The 16700-nt window shown below is 70.5% G+C and carries 13 protein-coding genes; 7 read left to right on the top strand and 6 right to left on the bottom strand.

Annotated features, from left to right (window positions below; all coding sequences use genetic code 11):
- Window position 1: 1 nt before the first annotated feature.
- Window positions 2–901: an alkaline phosphatase family protein gene (locus AB0N16_RS11450; RefSeq protein WP_365795452.1), complete on the bottom strand. Its 900-nt coding sequence runs from the start codon at window positions 899–901 to the stop codon at window positions 2–4.
- Window positions 902–1033: 132 nt separating this feature from the next.
- On the bottom strand, window positions 1034–1543 hold the full coding sequence (locus AB0N16_RS11445) for a pyridoxamine 5'-phosphate oxidase family protein (RefSeq protein WP_365795450.1): 510 nt from the start codon (window positions 1541–1543) through the stop codon (window positions 1034–1036).
- A 145-nt stretch (window positions 1544–1688) separates the two neighbouring features.
- On the opposite strand from AB0N16_RS11445, the gene AB0N16_RS11440 reads away from it, so the two are divergent.
- Window positions 1689–4703, top strand: coding sequence for a bifunctional [glutamine synthetase] adenylyltransferase/[glutamine synthetase]-adenylyl-L-tyrosine phosphorylase (locus AB0N16_RS11440; RefSeq protein ID WP_365795448.1), 3015 nt, complete (start codon window positions 1689–1691; stop codon window positions 4701–4703).
- On the opposite strand, the gene AB0N16_RS11435 is transcribed toward AB0N16_RS11440, so the two are convergent.
- Window positions 4691–5674, bottom strand: coding sequence for a DMT family transporter (locus AB0N16_RS11435; protein ID WP_365795446.1), 984 nt, complete (start codon window positions 5672–5674; stop codon window positions 4691–4693). The genes AB0N16_RS11440 and AB0N16_RS11435 overlap by 13 nt on opposite strands.
- Before the next feature lie 71 nt (window positions 5675–5745).
- Between AB0N16_RS11435 and AB0N16_RS11430 the strand changes: the two genes are divergently transcribed.
- Window positions 5746–6639, top strand: coding sequence for a LysR family transcriptional regulator (locus AB0N16_RS11430; RefSeq protein WP_365795444.1), 894 nt, complete (start codon window positions 5746–5748; stop codon window positions 6637–6639).
- Between the two features lie 133 nt (window positions 6640–6772).
- Here the strand turns inward: AB0N16_RS11430 and AB0N16_RS11425 are convergent, their stop codons facing one another.
- Complete coding sequence (locus tag AB0N16_RS11425) at window positions 6773–7594, bottom strand: phosphatase PAP2 family protein (protein WP_365795442.1); 822 nt, start codon at window positions 7592–7594, stop codon at window positions 6773–6775.
- An 82-nt stretch (window positions 7595–7676) separates the two neighbouring features.
- Window positions 7677–8699 carry a LacI family DNA-binding transcriptional regulator gene (locus AB0N16_RS11420; protein WP_365795440.1) on the bottom strand — a complete coding sequence of 341 codons (1023 nt, stop codon included), beginning with the start codon at window positions 8697–8699 and terminating at the stop codon, window positions 7677–7679.
- A 394-nt stretch (window positions 8700–9093) separates the two neighbouring features.
- Here AB0N16_RS11420 and AB0N16_RS11415 point away from each other — a divergent pair, with 394 nt between their 5' ends.
- The 5 genes from AB0N16_RS11415 to AB0N16_RS11395 all read left to right on the top strand — a co-directional run bounded on the left by AB0N16_RS11415 (window position 9094) and on the right by AB0N16_RS11395 (window position 15814).
- On the top strand, window positions 9094–10368 hold the full coding sequence (locus AB0N16_RS11415; RefSeq protein ID WP_365795438.1) for an extracellular solute-binding protein: 1275 nt from the start codon (window positions 9094–9096) through the stop codon (window positions 10366–10368).
- Between the two features lie 103 nt (window positions 10369–10471).
- Entirely contained in the window at window positions 10472–11476 is a 1005-nt protein-coding gene (locus AB0N16_RS11410; protein WP_365795436.1) for a sugar ABC transporter permease, read from the top strand.
- A 13-nt stretch (window positions 11477–11489) separates the two neighbouring features.
- On the top strand, window positions 11490–12398 hold the full coding sequence (locus tag AB0N16_RS11405; RefSeq protein WP_365795434.1) for a carbohydrate ABC transporter permease: 909 nt from the start codon (window positions 11490–11492) through the stop codon (window positions 12396–12398).
- 229 nt (window positions 12399–12627) lie between these two features.
- Entirely contained in the window at window positions 12628–14289 is a 1662-nt protein-coding gene (locus AB0N16_RS11400; RefSeq protein ID WP_365796181.1) for a glycoside hydrolase family 13 protein, read from the top strand.
- Window positions 14290–14440: 151 nt separating this feature from the next.
- Window positions 14441–15814, top strand: a complete 1374-nt coding sequence (locus tag AB0N16_RS11395) for an alpha-amylase family protein (protein WP_365795432.1) — start codon at window positions 14441–14443, stop codon at window positions 15812–15814.
- A 55-nt stretch (window positions 15815–15869) separates the two neighbouring features.
- Here AB0N16_RS11395 and AB0N16_RS11390 read toward each other — a convergent pair whose 3' ends face one another.
- Window positions 15870–16460 (bottom strand): DUF4232 domain-containing protein, encoded by a 591-nt coding sequence (locus AB0N16_RS11390; protein ID WP_365795430.1) that lies wholly within the window; start codon window positions 16458–16460, stop codon window positions 15870–15872.
- Window positions 16461–16700 lie beyond the last annotated feature (240 nt).

Here is a 16700-nt window from a genome sequence, read left to right as displayed (position 1 = left end):
GTCAGGACGCCCAGATCCCGGTGATGTCGTCGGCCGAGGCCGCGTTGCCCGCGTGCGCGCTCAGGCCCTGGGTGTCCTCCAGGGTGCGCAGCAGGTCGTAGTGGTTGTAGGTGGTGGAGGAGGTCGACCCCGCCTTGACCGGCTGTCCGTAAAGGACCGTCGGGATGCGGTTGCCGGCCAGGCGGTTGTCCTCGTCCATGGTGACGACGAGGAGGCTGTTGTGGGTCTTGGCCCAGGTCGCGTACGTGCCGAGGTTGTTCTTCAGCCAGGTGTCACCGGTGGACACCGAGCAGTCGTGCATGTCGCTGCACAGGTTGGGGGTCACGAAGGAGAGCTGGGGGAGGGTGGTGTAGTCGGTGGGGAACTGGGCGAACGTCTTGGCGGTCGACGTCGGTACGTTGCTGAAGCCGAACCACGGGTTGTGCTTGCGCGCGTAGTTGCCGCTGCTGCACGTGGTGGAGCCCTGGCTGGGCAGGGTCTCGTTGTAGCTGGCCCAGGTGCGGCCGGCCGCGAGCTGCTCGGAGGCCAGGTTCGCCGCCGAGGAGAAGCCCGCGGTGTAGCAGCTGTCGTCGGTGATGCCCTGGGTGGCGCCGGAGAACAGGGCGAAGTAGTTGGGCTGGCTCGGGTGTGTCTCGGCGTACATCTGGGTCAGGTTGGCGCCGCCGGTCGCCAGCGAGTTGATGTACGGGGCGCTGGAGGAGCCGACGACCTGGCTGTAGGCGTGGTTCTCGAAGACCACGACGATCACGTGGTCCGGGGTGGGTACGGCACTCGCGGCGTGCGCGGACGTGCCGCCGAGACCGGTCCACAGGCCGATCGCGGCCGCGGTGAAGGCGGTGGCGGAGGCCACCGCCGTACGGGCTCGGCGCAGCGTCGCCGAACGTGCGGAACTGCCGGACACATCAACCTCCGGTGCTGGGGGAAGGGAGGGACTGGTGGGGGTGCGGACAGAGCATGCACACGCCAATAATCCCCCGACCCACCGCGTCCGGCCAGATGGATGAAGAGCGGGTGAACTGCTCCCGCAGGACGCCTACTCGGTCCAGGTCCACTTCGTCTGGCTGAACGGCTCGCCCTTGCCGAAACCGAGGACCTTGCGGGGCCGCACCGCGAAGACCAGGGCCCGGCCGGGCCCGTGCTGGAAGCAGCCGTCGGCCACCTCGTAGTGCCAGGCGGGGCCGTACTTCGCCTCCCAGGCCGCCGCCAGCTCGCGCAGCCGGCCGTCGTCGGTGACCCGCACCGCCTCGCCCTCGACGGTCAGGTCGTACCCCTTGGCCCAGCTGTTGGCGCCGGTGGTCAGGACGACGTGCGGGTTCCCGGCGAGGTTGCGCGCCTTGTGTTCGCCGGGGCCGGTGCCGAAGTGCAGGGCGCCGTCGTGCCACACCGCCAGCAGCGGGGTGACGTGCGGCCGCCCGTCCGGCCGAACCGTGGAGATCCAGAACAGTTCGGCGCCGGTGAGCAGCTTCTCCGCCTCGGACCAGTCCTGCGCCCGGATGCCGGGGCTGCTGTAGCGGGCGTCCAGCACACCCTCGGGTTCGCGCATGATGCCTCCTTCGGTTTCCTGCCGGTACGGACCCGGTACAGACCACGATCCCGCCGGAAACTCATCGGCGCCCGGGACAGGGTCTGCGGTTAGGCTCTGGCGTGGACGACCTTGATCCGGTTCTCGATCCCTGGGGAGGCCGCGGATGACGCCGGGGCGCAGGAGCAGTACCTTCACGCGACTGCTGCGGCACGGCTTCACCGATGCCTCGGCCGCCGAGCGGCTGCTGGACAGCCCCGAGCTGGCCGCCGTACGCGACGACCCGGTCCTCCTGGAGGCACTGGGTGCGACCGCCGACCCGGATCTCGCCCTGCACGGCCTGGTACGGCTGCTGGAGGCCCAGCCCGGCCCCACCGCCCACCGGGAGCTGCTCGACACCCTGATAGCGGCCAAGCCGCTCCGGGACCGCCTGCTGGGAGTCCTCGGCGCCTCCGCGGCCCTCGCCGACCATCTCGCCCGGCATCCGCGGGACTGGGAGGTCCTGGTCACCTACGAGCCCCGGGACCTGCACCCCGGGGTGGCGGAGTTCGAGCGCGGCCTGGCCGAGGCCGGCGACCCGGTCGGCCTCCGGGTCGCCTACCGGCGCTGCCTGCTGTCCATCGCCGCCCGGGACGTGTGCGGCACCACCGACGTCGCCGAGACCGCTGCCGAGCTCGCCGACCTCGCCACCGCCACCCTGCGCGCCGCCCTCGCCCTGGCCGAGCGCGCCGCGCCCGAGGACGCCGCCGGCTGCCGGCTCGCGGTGATCGCCATGGGCAAGTGCGGCGGCCACGAGCTGAACTACGTCTCCGACGTCGACGTCATCTTCGTCGGCGAGGCCGCCACCGGCGCCGACGAGGCCAAGGCCCTGCGCTCCGCCACCAAGCTCGCCTCGCACATGATGCGGATCTGCTCCGAGACCACGGTGGAGGGCTCGATCTGGCCGGTCGACGCCAATCTGCGGCCCGAGGGCAGGAACGGCCCGCTGGTGCGCACCCTCAGCAGCCACCTCGCCTACTACCAGCGCTGGGCCAAGACCTGGGAGTTCCAGGCCCTGCTCAAGGCCCGCCCGGTCGCCGGCGACCGCGAACTGGGGCAGGAGTACATCGACGCCCTCGAACCGCTGGTCTGGACGGCCGCCGAGCGCGAGAACTTCGTCACCGACGTGCAGCAGATGCGCCGCCGGGTGGTGGAGAACATCCCCGTCGCCGAGGTCGACCGCGAGCTGAAGCTCGGCCCCGGCGGCCTGCGCGACGTCGAATTCGCCGTCCAGCTCCTCCAGTTGGTGCACGGCCGGGCCGACGCCACCATCCGCTCCGGCACCACCCTCGTCGCCCTCCAGGCCCTCGCCGCCGGCGGTTACGTCGGCCGCGCCGACGCCATGCAGCTCGACGACGCCTACCGCTTCCTGCGCTCCATGGAGCACCGCATCCAGCTCTACCGGCTGCGCCGCACCCACCTGGTCCCCGTCGACCAGGCCGACCTGCGCCGCCTCGGCCGCTCCCTGGGTCTGCGCACCGACCCGGAGACCGAGCTGGTCCGCGAGTGGAAGCGGCACACGGGTGTCGTACGACGCCTGCACGAGAAGCTCTTCTACCGCCCGCTGCTCGACGCGGTCGCCCAACTCGCCACCGGCGAGGCCAGGCTGAGCCCCAAGGCGGCCCGGGAACGCCTGGAGGCGCTCGGTTACGCCGACCCGGCGGCCGCCCTGCGCCATCTGGAGGCCCTCGCCTCGGGCGTCACCCGCAAGGCCGCGATCCAGCGCACCCTGCTGCCCGTCCTGCTGGGCTGGTTCGCCGACTCCGCCGACCCGGACGCGGGCCTGCTGAACTTCCGCAAGGTCTCCGACGCCCTCGGCAAGACCCCCTGGTACCTGAGGCTGTTGCGGGACGAGGGCGCCGCCGCCGAGAACCTCGCCCGGGTGCTGTCGGCCGGCCGGCTCGCCCCCGACCTGCTGATGCGCGCCCCCGAGGCGGTCGCCCTGCTCGGCGACGGCGACAGCGCCCGCGAGGGCGGCGGCTCCGGCGGCCTCGAACCGCGCGAACGCGCCCCCCTGGAAAGGGAGATCCTCGCCGCCGTCGGCCGCGCCGACAACGCCGAGGACGGCGTGCGGGCCGTGCGCGGCGTGCGCCGCCGCGAGCTGTTCCGTACGGCCGCCGCCGACATCGTCGACTCCTACGGCACCGAGACCAACCCCGCCGAGGCCGACCAGGGCGCGCTGGTGGACCGGGTCGGCGGCGCGGTCTCCGACCTCACGGCGGCGACCCTGGCCGGGACCCTGCGGGCGGTCGTCCGCGACGGCTGGGGCGACACCCTGCCGACCCGGTTCACGATCATCGGCATGGGCCGGTTCGGCGGGCACGAGCTGGGCTACGGCTCCGACGCGGACGTGGTGTTCGTGCACGAGCCGCGGGAGGGCGTGGCCGAGCGGGAGGCCGCCGACGCGGCGAACAAGGTCGTCTCCGAGATGCGGCGGCTGCTCCAGATCCCCAGCGCCGACCCGCCGTTGCTGATCGACGCCGACCTGCGGCCGGAGGGCAAGTCCGGGCCGCTGGTGCGCACGCTCAAGTCCTACGAGGCGTACTACCGCCGGTGGTCCCTGGGGTGGGAGTCGCAGGCCCTGCTGCGGGCCGAACCGGTGGCCGGGGACGAGGAGCTGGGGCGCCGGTTCATCGAGCTGATCGATCCGCTGCGGTACCCGGCGGAGGGGCTCGGCGAGGACGCGGTACGCGAGATCCGGCGGCTGAAGGCCCGGATGGAGTCCGAGCGGCTGCCGCGCGGGGCCGACCCCAAGCTGCACACCAAGCTCGGGCCGGGCGGGCTGTCCGACGTCGAGTGGACCGTGCAGCTGCTGCAACTGCGGCACGGCTGGGTCGAACCGGGGCTGCGGACCACCCGGACCCGCGAGGCGCTGGCCGCGGCGTGCGCGGCGGGGCTGCTGGGGGCCGAGGAGGCCTCGATACTGGATGAGGCGTGGGTGCTGGCCACGCGGGTGCGGAACGCGGTGATGCTGGTGCGGGGGCGGGCCGGCGACACGTTTCCCCCGGAGAGCCGGGAGCTGGCCGCGGTGGGCCGGTATCTGGGGTACGGGGAGGGGCATGCGGGGGACATGCTGGATGCGTACCGGCGGACGGCGCGGCGGGCCCGGGTGGTCGTGGAGGAGCTTTTCTACGGGGCTTGAGGGGTGGTGCCGGGGGGAGTCCGGTCGTGTTTCGGGTGCGGCGCCGCCGGGGCTGGTCGCGCGCCGCGGCGGAGCCGCTGATGTATACGGCCCCGCGCCCCTTCGGGGCGCTCCAGCTGGTGGCGTGTCAAGGCCACCCCGGTCAACACGACCGCCATGCCTGTCACCACCCGCCGGCCGATGTGTTCGTCCAGGATCAGGGCGCCCAGGGCCACCGACACCACCGGTAGCAGGTAGCCGACCGTCGCCGCGCTGGTCGCGCCCTCGTCGGCTATCAGGCGGTAGTTGAGGTAGAAGGTGACGCCCGTCGCCAGGGCACCGAGGGCGGTGACCGCCAGCACGCCGGTCAGGTCCGTGTCCACCGGGCCCGCCCACGGCAGCCCCAGCGTGCTCCACGCCGTCGCCGTCAGGAGCTGCGCGGCCGAGACCGCCAACGGGGCGCCCCGGCCGGTGAGATGGCGGGCCATGTACGCGAACGCCGCCGCGTAGCTCGCCGCCGCCCCGAGCAGGGCGAGCGCGCCCCAGCTCAGCAGGCCCGAGCGCTGCCAGGGGGTGAAGATCAGGACCGTACCGGCGAAGCCCAGCAAGAGGCCGGTGAGGCGGGTGCGGGACAGGCCGCGGTCGGTGCCGACGGCGAGGCCGATGAGCAGGGACCACAGCGGAGTCGTGGCGTTCAGGACGCCCGCGATGCCCGAGTCGACCGACCGCTCGCCCAGCGCGAACAGGGCGAAGGGGATGGCGTTGCAGAACAGGGCGGCCACCGCCAGGTGGCCCCACAGGGCGCGGGAGCGGGGGATGCGCTGGCCGGCTCTGCGGGCCAGCAGGGCCAGGACGGCGGCGCCCAGGGCGCAGCGGACGATCGTGATCTGGGCGGGGGACAGTCCGTGGTTCAGGGCGAGTTTGATCCAGAGGAATCCGGAACCCCAGAGCAGGGCCAGGGCGGCCGTCCGGACGGTCGAGGCGAGTGGCATGGCTCCACCATGGCCGCCCCGATCCTTGAGGACAAGTGAAAGGTTATGCACATACCGTTAAGCTGTGCTGCATGCTTGATGTGCGACGGATGCAGGTGCTCCGGGCCGTGGTGGCCGACGGATCGGTGACCGGTGCGGCGGCCACCCTCGGCTACACGCCCTCCGCGGTGAGCCAGCAGATCGCCGCGCTGGAGAAGGAGGCCGGGGCCGCGCTCCTGGAACGGGTCGGACGCGGGGTACGGCCCACCGCCGCCGGGCTGCTGCTCACCGAGTACGCCGACACGGTGGCCCGGCAGGTCGCCGAGGCCGAGACCGCCCTGGCCGACCTGCTCGCGGGTCGCACCGGGCGGCTGTCGGTGCGGTACTTCGCCACGGCGGGGGCGGCCCTGGTCGCCCCGGCGGTCGCCCGGCTGCGCGCGGACCACCCCGGCGTGCGGATCGAACTGCGGCTCTCCCGCGACGCGGAGGAGCCGCTGGCCGACGTGAAGGAGGGCCGGGCGGATCTGGCGCTCCTGGTGCGGGCCGAGGGACGGCAGGAGACCGGCGTACGGCTGGTGCGGCTGCTCGACGACCCCTATCTCGCCGTGCTGCCACGCGGGCACCGGCTCGCCGGGCGGCGCTGCGTCCGGCTGACCGAGCTGGCCGAGGAGGCGTTCGTCGGCAGCGAGTGGCCCGGCCCCTGTCTGGACGCACAGCTCGACGCCTGCCGGGCCGCCGGGTTCCGGCCCCGGTTCGTCGTGGAGAGCGAGGACTACGTCACCGCGCAGGGGTTCGTCGCCGCCGGGCTCGGGGTGAGCCTGGTGCCCCGGCTGGGGCTCGGCAGCCGACATCCGGGGGTGGTCGTACGGGAGGTGCGCGACCCCGTGCCGGTGCGCGCGATCCACGCGGCGGTACGGGAGACCGCGCCGCCGCAGCCCGCACGGGAGGCGTTCCTCGACGCGCTGCGGGCGGCGGCCGTCAGGTGATTGGGCATGGGCCCGCGCGCGGTTCATGAGCCCTGCGTGCGGGCGGGGACCGGCCGTGCGGTCACCATGGGGAACCGGCGTGCCCGGCGCCGACGGGCGGCCCCGGCCGAGTCGGCCCCGGCCGCCCGCAGGGCTACGTTCGTCTCGGTAGCGCGTAGGGCAGCGTGCCGTACCACAGGAGGGCCAGGGTCAGGCCGAACGCCAGGCACAGCATGCCGCCCGCCGCGTCGAGCCAGAAGTGGTTGGCCGTGGCGACGATCACCAGCAGGGTCGCCGTCGGGTAGAGGAGGCCCAGGACGCGTGCCCACGGCACCGACGCCAGGGCGAAGACCGTCAGGCCGCACCACAGCGACCAGCCGATGTGCATGGACGGCATCGCCGCGTACTGGTTGGACATGTGCTTGAGGTCGCCGGAGGCCATCGAACCCCAGGTGTGGTGGAGCATCACCGTGTCGATGAAGCCGCCGCCGTACATCAGCCGCGGCGGGGCGAGCGGGAACAGGTAGTAGCCGAGGAGGGCCACGCCCGTCGTGGCGAAGAGGGCGAGGCGGGCCGCCGCGTAGCGGCCGGGATGGCTGCGGTAGAGCCACACCAGCACACCCAGCGTCACCACGAAGTGCAGTGTCGCGTAGTAGTAGTTCATCCCGATGATCAGCCAAGTCATCGAGTTCACGGCGTGGTTGACCGAGTCCTCGACGGCGATCCCCAGATGGTGCTCGGCGCTCCAGATCCAGTCCGCGTTGCGCAGCGCCTGCGCCTTCTGCTCCGGGACCGCGTTGCGGATGAGCGAGTAGGTCCAGTAACTCACCGCGATCAGCAGGATCTCGAACCAGAGCCGGGGCCGGCGCGGCGTGCGCAGCCGGCGCAGGAACCCCTGTTCCCCCTCGCCCGTGACGGTCCGCGGAAGGGTCTGCTGTGCGCGACCTTCCGGCTCTGCCACGGTCGAGTCACTCATAAGAACAGAGTCTGCCAGAAAAGACATCTTCGACAGATCATCCCAAGGTTGGGTTCACAGCGCATGTTCTACGGCGGGGCGACTACTTCCCGGGTACCGCTGCCGTAGAACCGCGTACCACCAGTTCCGGCATGAAGACGAACTCGCTGTGCGGAGCCGGCGTCCCCCCGATCTCCTCCAGCAGGGTGCGCACCGCGGCCTGCCCCATCGCCGGGACCGGCTTGCGGATCGTGGTGAGCGGCGGGTCGGTGAAGGCGATCAGCGGGGAGTCGTCGAAACCGACCACCGAGATGTCCTTGGGGACGTCCAGCCCCCGCTGCCGGGCCGCCCGTATCGCGCCGAGGGCCATCATGTCGCTGGCGCAGACGATCGCCGTGCAGTCGCGGTCGATCAGCGCGGTGGTCGCCGCCTGACCGCCCTCCAGGGTGTAGAGGGAGTGCTGGACCAGCTCGGTCTCGATCACCGCGGCCGGCAGCCCCACCTGGTCCTGCATGGCCCGTACGAAGCCCTCGATCTTGCGCTGCACGGGGACGAAGCGCTTCGGGCCGAGGGCGAGGCCGATCCTCGTGTGCCCCAGGGACGCCAGGTGCGTGACCGCCAGGATCATCGCCGCCCGGTCGTCGGGGGAGATGAACGGCGCCTGCACCTTGGGCGAGAAGCCGTCCACGAGGACGTACGGCACGCCCTGCGCCCGTAGCCGCTCGTAGCGCTGCATGTCGGCGGTCGTGTCCGCGTGCAGACCGGAGACGTAGATGATGCCGGCGACCCCGCGGTCCACCAGCATCTCGGTCAGCTCGTCCTCGGTGGAACCGCCGGGGGTCTGGGTGGCGAGCACGGGGGTGTAGCCCTGCCGGGTCAGCGCCTGCCCGATGACCTGGGCCAGAGCCGGGAATATCGGGTTCTCCAGCTCGGGGGTGATCAGCCCCACCAGCCCCTCGCTGCGCTGCCGCAGCCGTACCGGACGCTCGTAGCCGAGCACGTCCAGCGCGGCGAGCACGGACTGGCGGGTGGTGGCGGCGACGCCCGGCTTGCCGTTGAGGACCCGGCTGACGGTCGCCTCGCTCACCCCCGCCTGCGCTGCGATGTCGGCAAGCCGTGTGGTCACGGCACTGGACTGTACCGGCCGTATGTCCCCTTGCACACCGATCGGGCGCCTGATGCGGCCTGGGGGGCGGCCCGGTGCGGGCTGCTGCGTCATCGCACTCCCTCGTGAAACGTGATGGCAAGAGCTTGCAGAGTCTTGCACAAGTGGCCGTCGTAGCGCTCTACCGCCGTAAACAAGCAGCAAGCAAGCGTCTCACGGCGGTCGCCGACAGGTCACGCCCGGATAACTTCGGAGATCTCTTGCACTTTTTTGCTGCAAGGTCTTTCGTCGCGCTTACATCGCTGTTACGTTCCCTGACGCCCGGCCGCCGCAACGGCGCTGTCGGCACGACGGCGAGGACGGCGGACGGGGCCGCCCTCGCATCACTCGGGCTTTTCACCCTCAAGGAGAACTCATGCGGCGTGGCATAGCGGCCTCCGCGCTGGTGGCGTCCCTCGCCCTCACGGCGACGGCGTGCGGCGGGAGCGACAGCGACAGCAAGTCGGACGGCCCGGTCACCATCACCTGGTGGGACACCTCCAACGCCACCAATGAGGCACCGACGTACCAGGCCTTGGTCAAGGAGTTCGAAGCCGCGAACAAGGGCATCAAGGTCAACTACGTCGACGTCCAGTTCGACCAGGCGCAGAACAAGTTCGACACGGCGGCCCAGTCCGGCAAGGGCGCCCCCGACGTGCTGCGCTCCGAGGTCGGCTGGACCCCCGCCTTCGCCAAGGCCGGCTACTTCCTGCCGCTGGACGGCACCAGCGCGCTCGCGGACAAGGACAAGTTCCAGTCCAGCCTGATGACGCAGGCCCAGTACGAGGGCAAGACCTATGGTGTCCCGCTGGTCACGGACACCCTCGCGCTCGTCTACAACAAGGCCCTGCTGAAGAAGGCCGGCATCGCCGAGGCCCCCAAGACCTGGGACGAGGTGAAGACCGACGCCGCCAAGATCCAGGCCAAGGCCAAGGTCACCGGCTACTGGGGCCCCGAGGCCGCGTACTACACGCAGCCCTTCCTCTACGGCGAGGGCACCGACATGGTCGACGCCGCCGCCAAGAAGATCACCATCACGTCGGCGGCGGCCAAGAAGGGCTACCAGACCTGGCTGGACCTCTACTCCGGCAAGGGCCTGCAGAAGGCGGACACCACCGCCGACGCCTACGCCCACCGCCAGGACGCCTTCGTCAACGGCAAGGTCGCCATGACCATCGAGGGCCCCTGGGAGATCACCAACTTCTACAAGGGCTCCGCGTTCAGCGACAAGTCCAACCTCGGCATCACCACCGTCCCGGCCGGCTCCACCGGCAAGGCGGGCGCCCCGACCGGCGGCCACAACCTCTCCATCTACGCCGGCATCGACAAGGCCCACCAGGAAGCCGCCGAGAAGTTCGTCGCCTTCCTGACCTCCGCGAAGTCCCAGACGGAGATCGCCCTGAAGAACTCCACCCTGCCGACCCGCTCCGACGCCTACACCGCCGAGGTCAAGGCCGACCCGGGCATCGCCGGCTACCAGGCCGTCCTCTCCTCCGCGCAGCCGCGCCCGGCGCTCGCCGAGTACTCCTCCCTGTGGGGTCCGGTCGGCACCGAGCTGACCAAGATCGCCGGCGGCAAGGAGTCCCTCGACAAGGGCCTGGGCAACGCCGAACTCGGGATCGAGAAGCTCGTCCCCGACTTCAGCAAGTAAGCCGCGAGTGGCCGTCGGATCCCCCTGAGACATGGGGGGAGGGATCCGGCGGCCACCGGCCTGTGCCCAGCCCCCTCCCGGAAAACCCAGAAGGTGTCGAACCATGACAGTCGCCATCGACCGCGCGACCGGCAAGCGCCACGGCGACCGCGCGCCCCGCCCCGGGCTGGGCCAGCGGCTCCGCAACAACTACCAGAAGTACTGGTACGCCTACGCGATGGTCGCCCCCGTGGCCGTCGTGCTCGGGGCGCTCGTCATCTACCCGCTGGTGTACGGCTTCTACCTGACGCTGACGGACGCCAACAGCCTCAACACCGCCCGCACCATCGGCGTCAACCACATCGACGCCACCTACAAGTTCATCGGCCTGGACAACTACAAGGACATCCTGTTCGGCCCGACGTCCTACGACCGCTTCTGGTCGCACTTCGTGTGGACGATCGTCTGGACCGCGCTCTGCGTCACCCTGCACTACACCATCGGTCTGGGCCTCGCCCTGCTGCTCAACGAGAAGTTCCGCGGCCGCACCTTCTACCGCATGGTCCTGGTGCTGCCCTGGGCGGTGCCGACCTTCGTCACCGTGTTCGGCTGGCGGTTCATGCTCGCCGACGGCGGCATCATCAACGCGACGCTCCACTTCCTCCATCTGCCGCAACCCGAATGGCTGGAGGACACCTTCTGGCAGCGGGCCGCCGCCATCCTGGTCAACACCTGGTGCGGTGTGCCGTTCATGATGCTCTCGCTGCTCGGCGGCCTGCAGTCCATCGACGGCACGCTCTACGAGGCCGCCGAGATGGACGGCGCGAGCGCCTGGCAGCGCTTCCGGTACGTCACCCTGCCGGGGCTGCGGTCCGTCAGCTCCACGGTCGTCCTGCTCGGCATCATCTGGACGTTCAACCAGTTCGCCGTCATCTTCCTGCTCTTCGGCAACACCGCCCCCGACGCGCAGATCCTGGTCACCTGGGCTTACTACCTCGGCTTCGGACAGCAGCCGCGTGACTTCGCCCAGTCCGCCGCCTACGGCATGCTGCTGCTGGCCATTTTGATCGTCTTCACCTCCTTCTACCGCCGCTGGCTCAACCGCAACGACCAGCAGCTCGCGATCTGAGGCAGGAGTTCCCATGAGTACGACCACTGTCGAGACCTCCGCCCAGGTCGCCGAGGAGGCCCCTGTGACCAGCAGTCCCCGCGTCCGCCGCCGGGGCGAGCGCGGCCCCCTCGGCACCGCCGTCACCCACGGCCTGCTGGGTGTCGCGAGCCTGATCGCGTTCTTCCCGGTGGGCTGGCTGATCTTCCTCTCCCTCGGCCCGGACAAGGACGACTACCTCCATCCGGGCGGCATCTGGCACAAGATGACGCTGGACAACTACTCCTTCGTCCTCCAGCACACCGGCTTCTGGGACTGGTTCAAGACGACGATGATCGTCGTCGGCGGTACGACGGTCATCGGACTGATCCTCGCCTCCACCACCGGCTACGCCGTCTCCCGCATGCGCTTCCCCGGCTACCGGAAGTTCATGTGGCTGCTGCTGGTCACCCAGATGTTCCCGATCGCCGTCCTGATCGTGCCGATGTACCAGATCCTGTCGCGGCTCGGCTTTATTGACAGCTACCTCGGCCTGATCCTGGTCTACTGCACCACCGTCGTCCCCTACACGGCCTGGCTGCTCAAGGGCTACTTCGACACGATCCCCTTCGAGATCGACGAGGCCGGCCGGGTCGACGGGCTCTCGCCCTTCGGCACCTTCTTCCGGCTGATCCTGCCCCTTGCCAAGCCGGGCCTCGCGGTCGCCGCGTTCTACAACTTCCTGACCGCCTTCGGTGAGGTGGCGTTCGCGTCCACGTTCATGCTCAGCGACGACAAGTACACGTTCGCGGTGGGGCTGCAGAGCTTCATCAGCGAGCACGACGCGCAGCGCAACCTGATGACCGCGACGGCGGTGCTGATCGCGATACCGGTGGCCGTGTTCTTCTATCTCGTGCAGAAGAATCTGGTGACCGGTCTCACCGCCGGCGGTACCAAGGGGTGACCGTCGGTCGCCGAAAGCCGCCTCGGTCGCCGTTCGTCTGCGGCTTCGTCGTGGCTGGTCGCGCCCACGCGGCGGAAGCCGCATATCGATAGAGTCCCGCGCCCTCGGGGCGCGGGGAGGCGGCCGCGGTCTCCATCCGACCCCGCTGTGACCGCGGCCGCCTCGGCACCACCTCACCGCCGTATCCATCTCCGACCCGATGACCCAGTTACGACGCATCAAGGACGCCATGAGCCAGCAGCAATCCGCCGCACCGGCCACCGCAACCACCACCGTCACCCGTCGCCGCGACTGGTGGCGGGACGCGGTGATCTACCAGGTCTATCCGCGCAGCTTCGCCGACAGCAACGGCGACGGGATGGGGGACCTGGAGGGCGTACGTTCCAGACTCCCGTACCTGCGTGACCTCGGTGTCGACGCCGTGTGGCTCAGCCCGTTCTACGCCTCCCCGCAGGCCGACGCCGGCTACGACGTCGCCGACTACCGGGCCGTGGACCCGATGTTCGGCAACCTGCTCGACGCGGACGCGCTGATCCGGGACGCCCATGAGCTGGGCCTCAGGATCATCGTCGACCTGGTCCCGAACCACTCCTCCGACCAGCACGAGTGGTTCAAGCGAGCGCTGGCGGAGGGCCCCGGCTCGCCGCTGCGGGAGCGCTATCACTTCCGTCCGGGCAAGGGCGACAACGGCGAACTCCCGCCCAACGACTGGGAGTCCATCTTCGGCGGCCCGGCCTGGACGAGGGTGGCGGACGGGGAGTGGTATCTGCATCTCTTCGCCCCCGAGCAGCCCGACTTCAACTGGGAACACCCCGCCGTCGGCGACGAGTTCCGCTCCATCCTGCGCTTCTGGCTGGACATGGGCGTGGACGGCTTCCGTATCGACGTGGCGCACGGCCTGGTGAAGGCGGAGGGCCTCCCGGACCTCGGCGGCGCCGACCAGCTGAAGCTGCTGGGCAACGATGTCATGCCGTTCTTCGACCAGGACGGTGTCCACGAGGTCTACCGGCAGTGGCGGCACGTCCTCGACGAGTACGCCGGCGAGCGGATTTTCGTCGCCGAGGCCTGGACGCCGACCGTGGAGCGCACCGCCAACTACGTCCGCCCGGACGAGCTGCACCAGGCCTTCAACTTCCAGTACCTGAGCACCGACTGGGACGCGAAGGAACTGCGTACCGTCATCGACCGCACCCTGGAGGCGATGCGCCCGGTCGGCGCTCCCGCCACCTGGGTCCTCTCCAACCACGACGTCACCCGGCACGCCACCCGCTTCGCCAACCCGCCCGGCCTCGGCACCCAGATCCGCACGGCCGGCGACCGGGAGCTGGGCCTGCGGCGGGCCAGGGCCGCGACCCTGCTGATGCTCGCGCTGCCCGGATCGGCGTACATCTACCAGGGCGAGGAGCTGGGACTTCCGGACGTCGTCGATCTGCCCGACGAGGTCCGGCAGGACCCCGCGTACTTCCGCGGTGCCGGGCAGGACGGCTTCCGGGACGGTTGCCGGGTGCCCATCCCGTGGACGCGGGAGGGCTCGTCGTACGGCTTCGGCGGCGGGGGCAGCTGGCTGCCGCAGCCGGCGAGTTGGGGTGAGCTGAGCATCGAGGCGCAGACCGGGGTGGCCGGTTCCACCCTGGAGCTGTACCGCACCGCGCTGCGCGTCCGTCGTACACAGTCCGATCTGGGTGCGGGTGAGGCGGTGGAGTGGCTGCGCGCCCCGGAGGGCGTACTCGCCTTCCGGCGCGGGGAGTTCGTCTGCGTCGCGAACACCAGCGGGGAGTCGGTGACCACTCCGGCGTACGGCCGCGTGCTCCTGACCAGCGGTGAGGTGACCGAGGCGGGCGGCGAGGCGAAGCTGCCGGCCGACACCACCGTGTGGTGGACGACCGCCTGACGGACCGTCATTCGGTAATTTGTTGCGTCAACTTCTGAGGGCCCGCTACCCATCCGGGGAGCGGGCCCTTAACATCTGCGCAACCGCAAGGTTTCAGCAACCTTTCAGCAAGAGCCTTCAACGGCGCCTTCAAAGACGAAGGAACCCCCACATGGCACCCAAGACCCTCTCCGCCGCGCTGGCGCTCGCCGCCTGCAGCATTGTCATGACCCCGTCCGTCGCGTCGGCCTCCCCGCCCGGCACCAAGGACGTCACCGCCGTCCTCTTCGAGTGGAAGTACGCCTCGGTCGCCAAGGAGTGCACCGCCACCCTGGGCCCCGCCGGCTACGGATACGTCCAGGTCTCCCCGCCCGCCGAGCACATACAGGGCTCGCAGTGGTGGACGTCGTACCAGCCCGTGTCGTACAAGATCGCGGGCCGGCTCGGCGATCGCACGGCCTTCCAGAACATGGTGAACACCTGTCACACGGCCGGTGTGAAGGTGGTCGTCGACACGGTGATCAACCACATGTCGGCGGGCAGCGGCACCGGCACCGGCGGCTCGTCGTACACGAAGTACGACTACCCCGGCCTGTACTCCTCCTACGACTTCGACGACTGCACCTCCCTCGTCTCGAACTACGCCGACCGCTGGAACGTCCAGCACTGCGAACTGGTCGGCCTGGCCGACCTGGACACCGGCGAGGAGTACGTCCGCAAGACCATCGCCGGTTACATGAACGACCTGCTCAGCCTCGGCGTCGACGGCTTCCGCATCGACGCGGCCAAGCACATCCCGGCCGAGGACCTGGCCAACATCAAGACCCGGCTGACCAACCCGTCGGTCTACTGGAAGCAGGAGGTCATCTACGGCGCCGGAGAGGCCGTCCAGCCCACCGAGTACACCGGCAACGGGGACGTCCAGGAGTTCCGCTACGCCTACGACCTCAAGCGCGTCTTCAACGACGAGAACCTCGCCTACCTGAAGAACTACGGCGAGGGCTGGGGGTACATGAGCAGCTCGGTCGCCGGCGTCTTCGTCGACAACCACGACACCGAGCGCAACGGCTCCACGCTCAACTACAAGGACGGTGCCAAATACACCCTGGCCAACGTCTTCATGCTCGCCTACCCCTACGGCGCCCCGGACATCAACTCCGGCTACGAGTGGACCGACGCCGACGCGGGGCCGCCCAACGGCGGTACCGTCAACGCCTGCTGGCAGGACGGCTGGAAGTGCCAGCACGCCTGGCCGGAGATCATCCGCATGGTCGCCTTCCGCAACGCGGTACGCGGCGAGTCGGTGACCAACTGGTGGGACGACGGCGCCGACGCGATCGCCTTCGGGCGGGGCGCCAAGGGCTACGTCGCCATCAACCACGAGTCGGGCTCGCTGACCCGCACGTACCAGACGTCGCTGCCGGCGGGGACGTACTGCAACGTGCAGGCGAACACCTCGGTGACGGTGAACACGAGCGGCCAGTTCACCGCCACCCTGGCCGCCAACACCGCCCTGGCGATCTACGCCGGAAAGTCGACCTGCTGATCCATCCGATCGCCGCCACTCAGCCCCCCAGCCCCCCGCCGTTCGCGCCGGAGCGTCAGGGAGTGACGTCGATGTGCCTGGCCAGCGCGGTGACCGAGAGGTCGCCGTGGTCGACCCACTGGGGGAAGGCCGGCGTCTTGTGCTGGGTGGCGGCGGGCGGGGTGATCTCCAGGTAGGAGGCGTGCACCGCGCCCGAGGTGCCGGTGTTGGCGTGCGTCCAGGCGACGACGGCCTCGGCGCTCTCGCCGTCCTTCAGGACCAGGGTCTTCTTGCCGGGGTCCTTGGCGTACCAGGTGTTGCCCCAGTGCGTGTGGGTCGTGAGGCTGTGGTGCGCGGAGTTCTCCAGCCCCAGGCCGGGGTAGCCACGCAGGGCGCAGGTCCTGCCGCTGAGGTTGCGCAGCCTGATGACGACCCCCTGGTGGTTCATTCCGCCGCCGAGCTGCTGGCCGAAGGTGGCCTTGAGCGCGGCGGCGGAGCAGGTCGGCGTCGACTTCGCGGCGCTCGGGCTCGCCGCCTCGGCGGTGCCCGCCCAGGCGAGGCCCAGGCCGGTGACGGCGGCCACGGCGAGCGCCGTGCGGCCGATCCTGCGGTGGGTGCGGTGCTCGGCGGTGCGGGTCCGGGCGATGGTGTTCCGGTGATCGTTCACGGTGACGGTGCTCCACTCGTGCTCCACGGCGCGCTCGGCGGTGGTGTCCGTGCCCGCTCTCCGCGCCGTCCTCTGGTGACCTACACAAGGTTCGATGCGGGACACCGCCGAATTGTTCACCGGAACGCAGAAATTTCTCCCGTCTGTCGGCCGGGCGCCCCGCTCGTGTGCGACGAGCGGGGCGCCCGGCCGCGGTCCCCCCCAGTGCGCCAGTTGAGACACCCCGTCCCTACGCCCCGT

The organism is Streptomyces sp. NPDC051105 (genome assembly GCF_040682795.1).
Lineage (GTDB): Bacteria > Actinomycetota > Actinomycetes > Streptomycetales > Streptomycetaceae > Streptomyces.
This window is presented reverse-complemented; position numbering and strand designations above follow the sequence as displayed.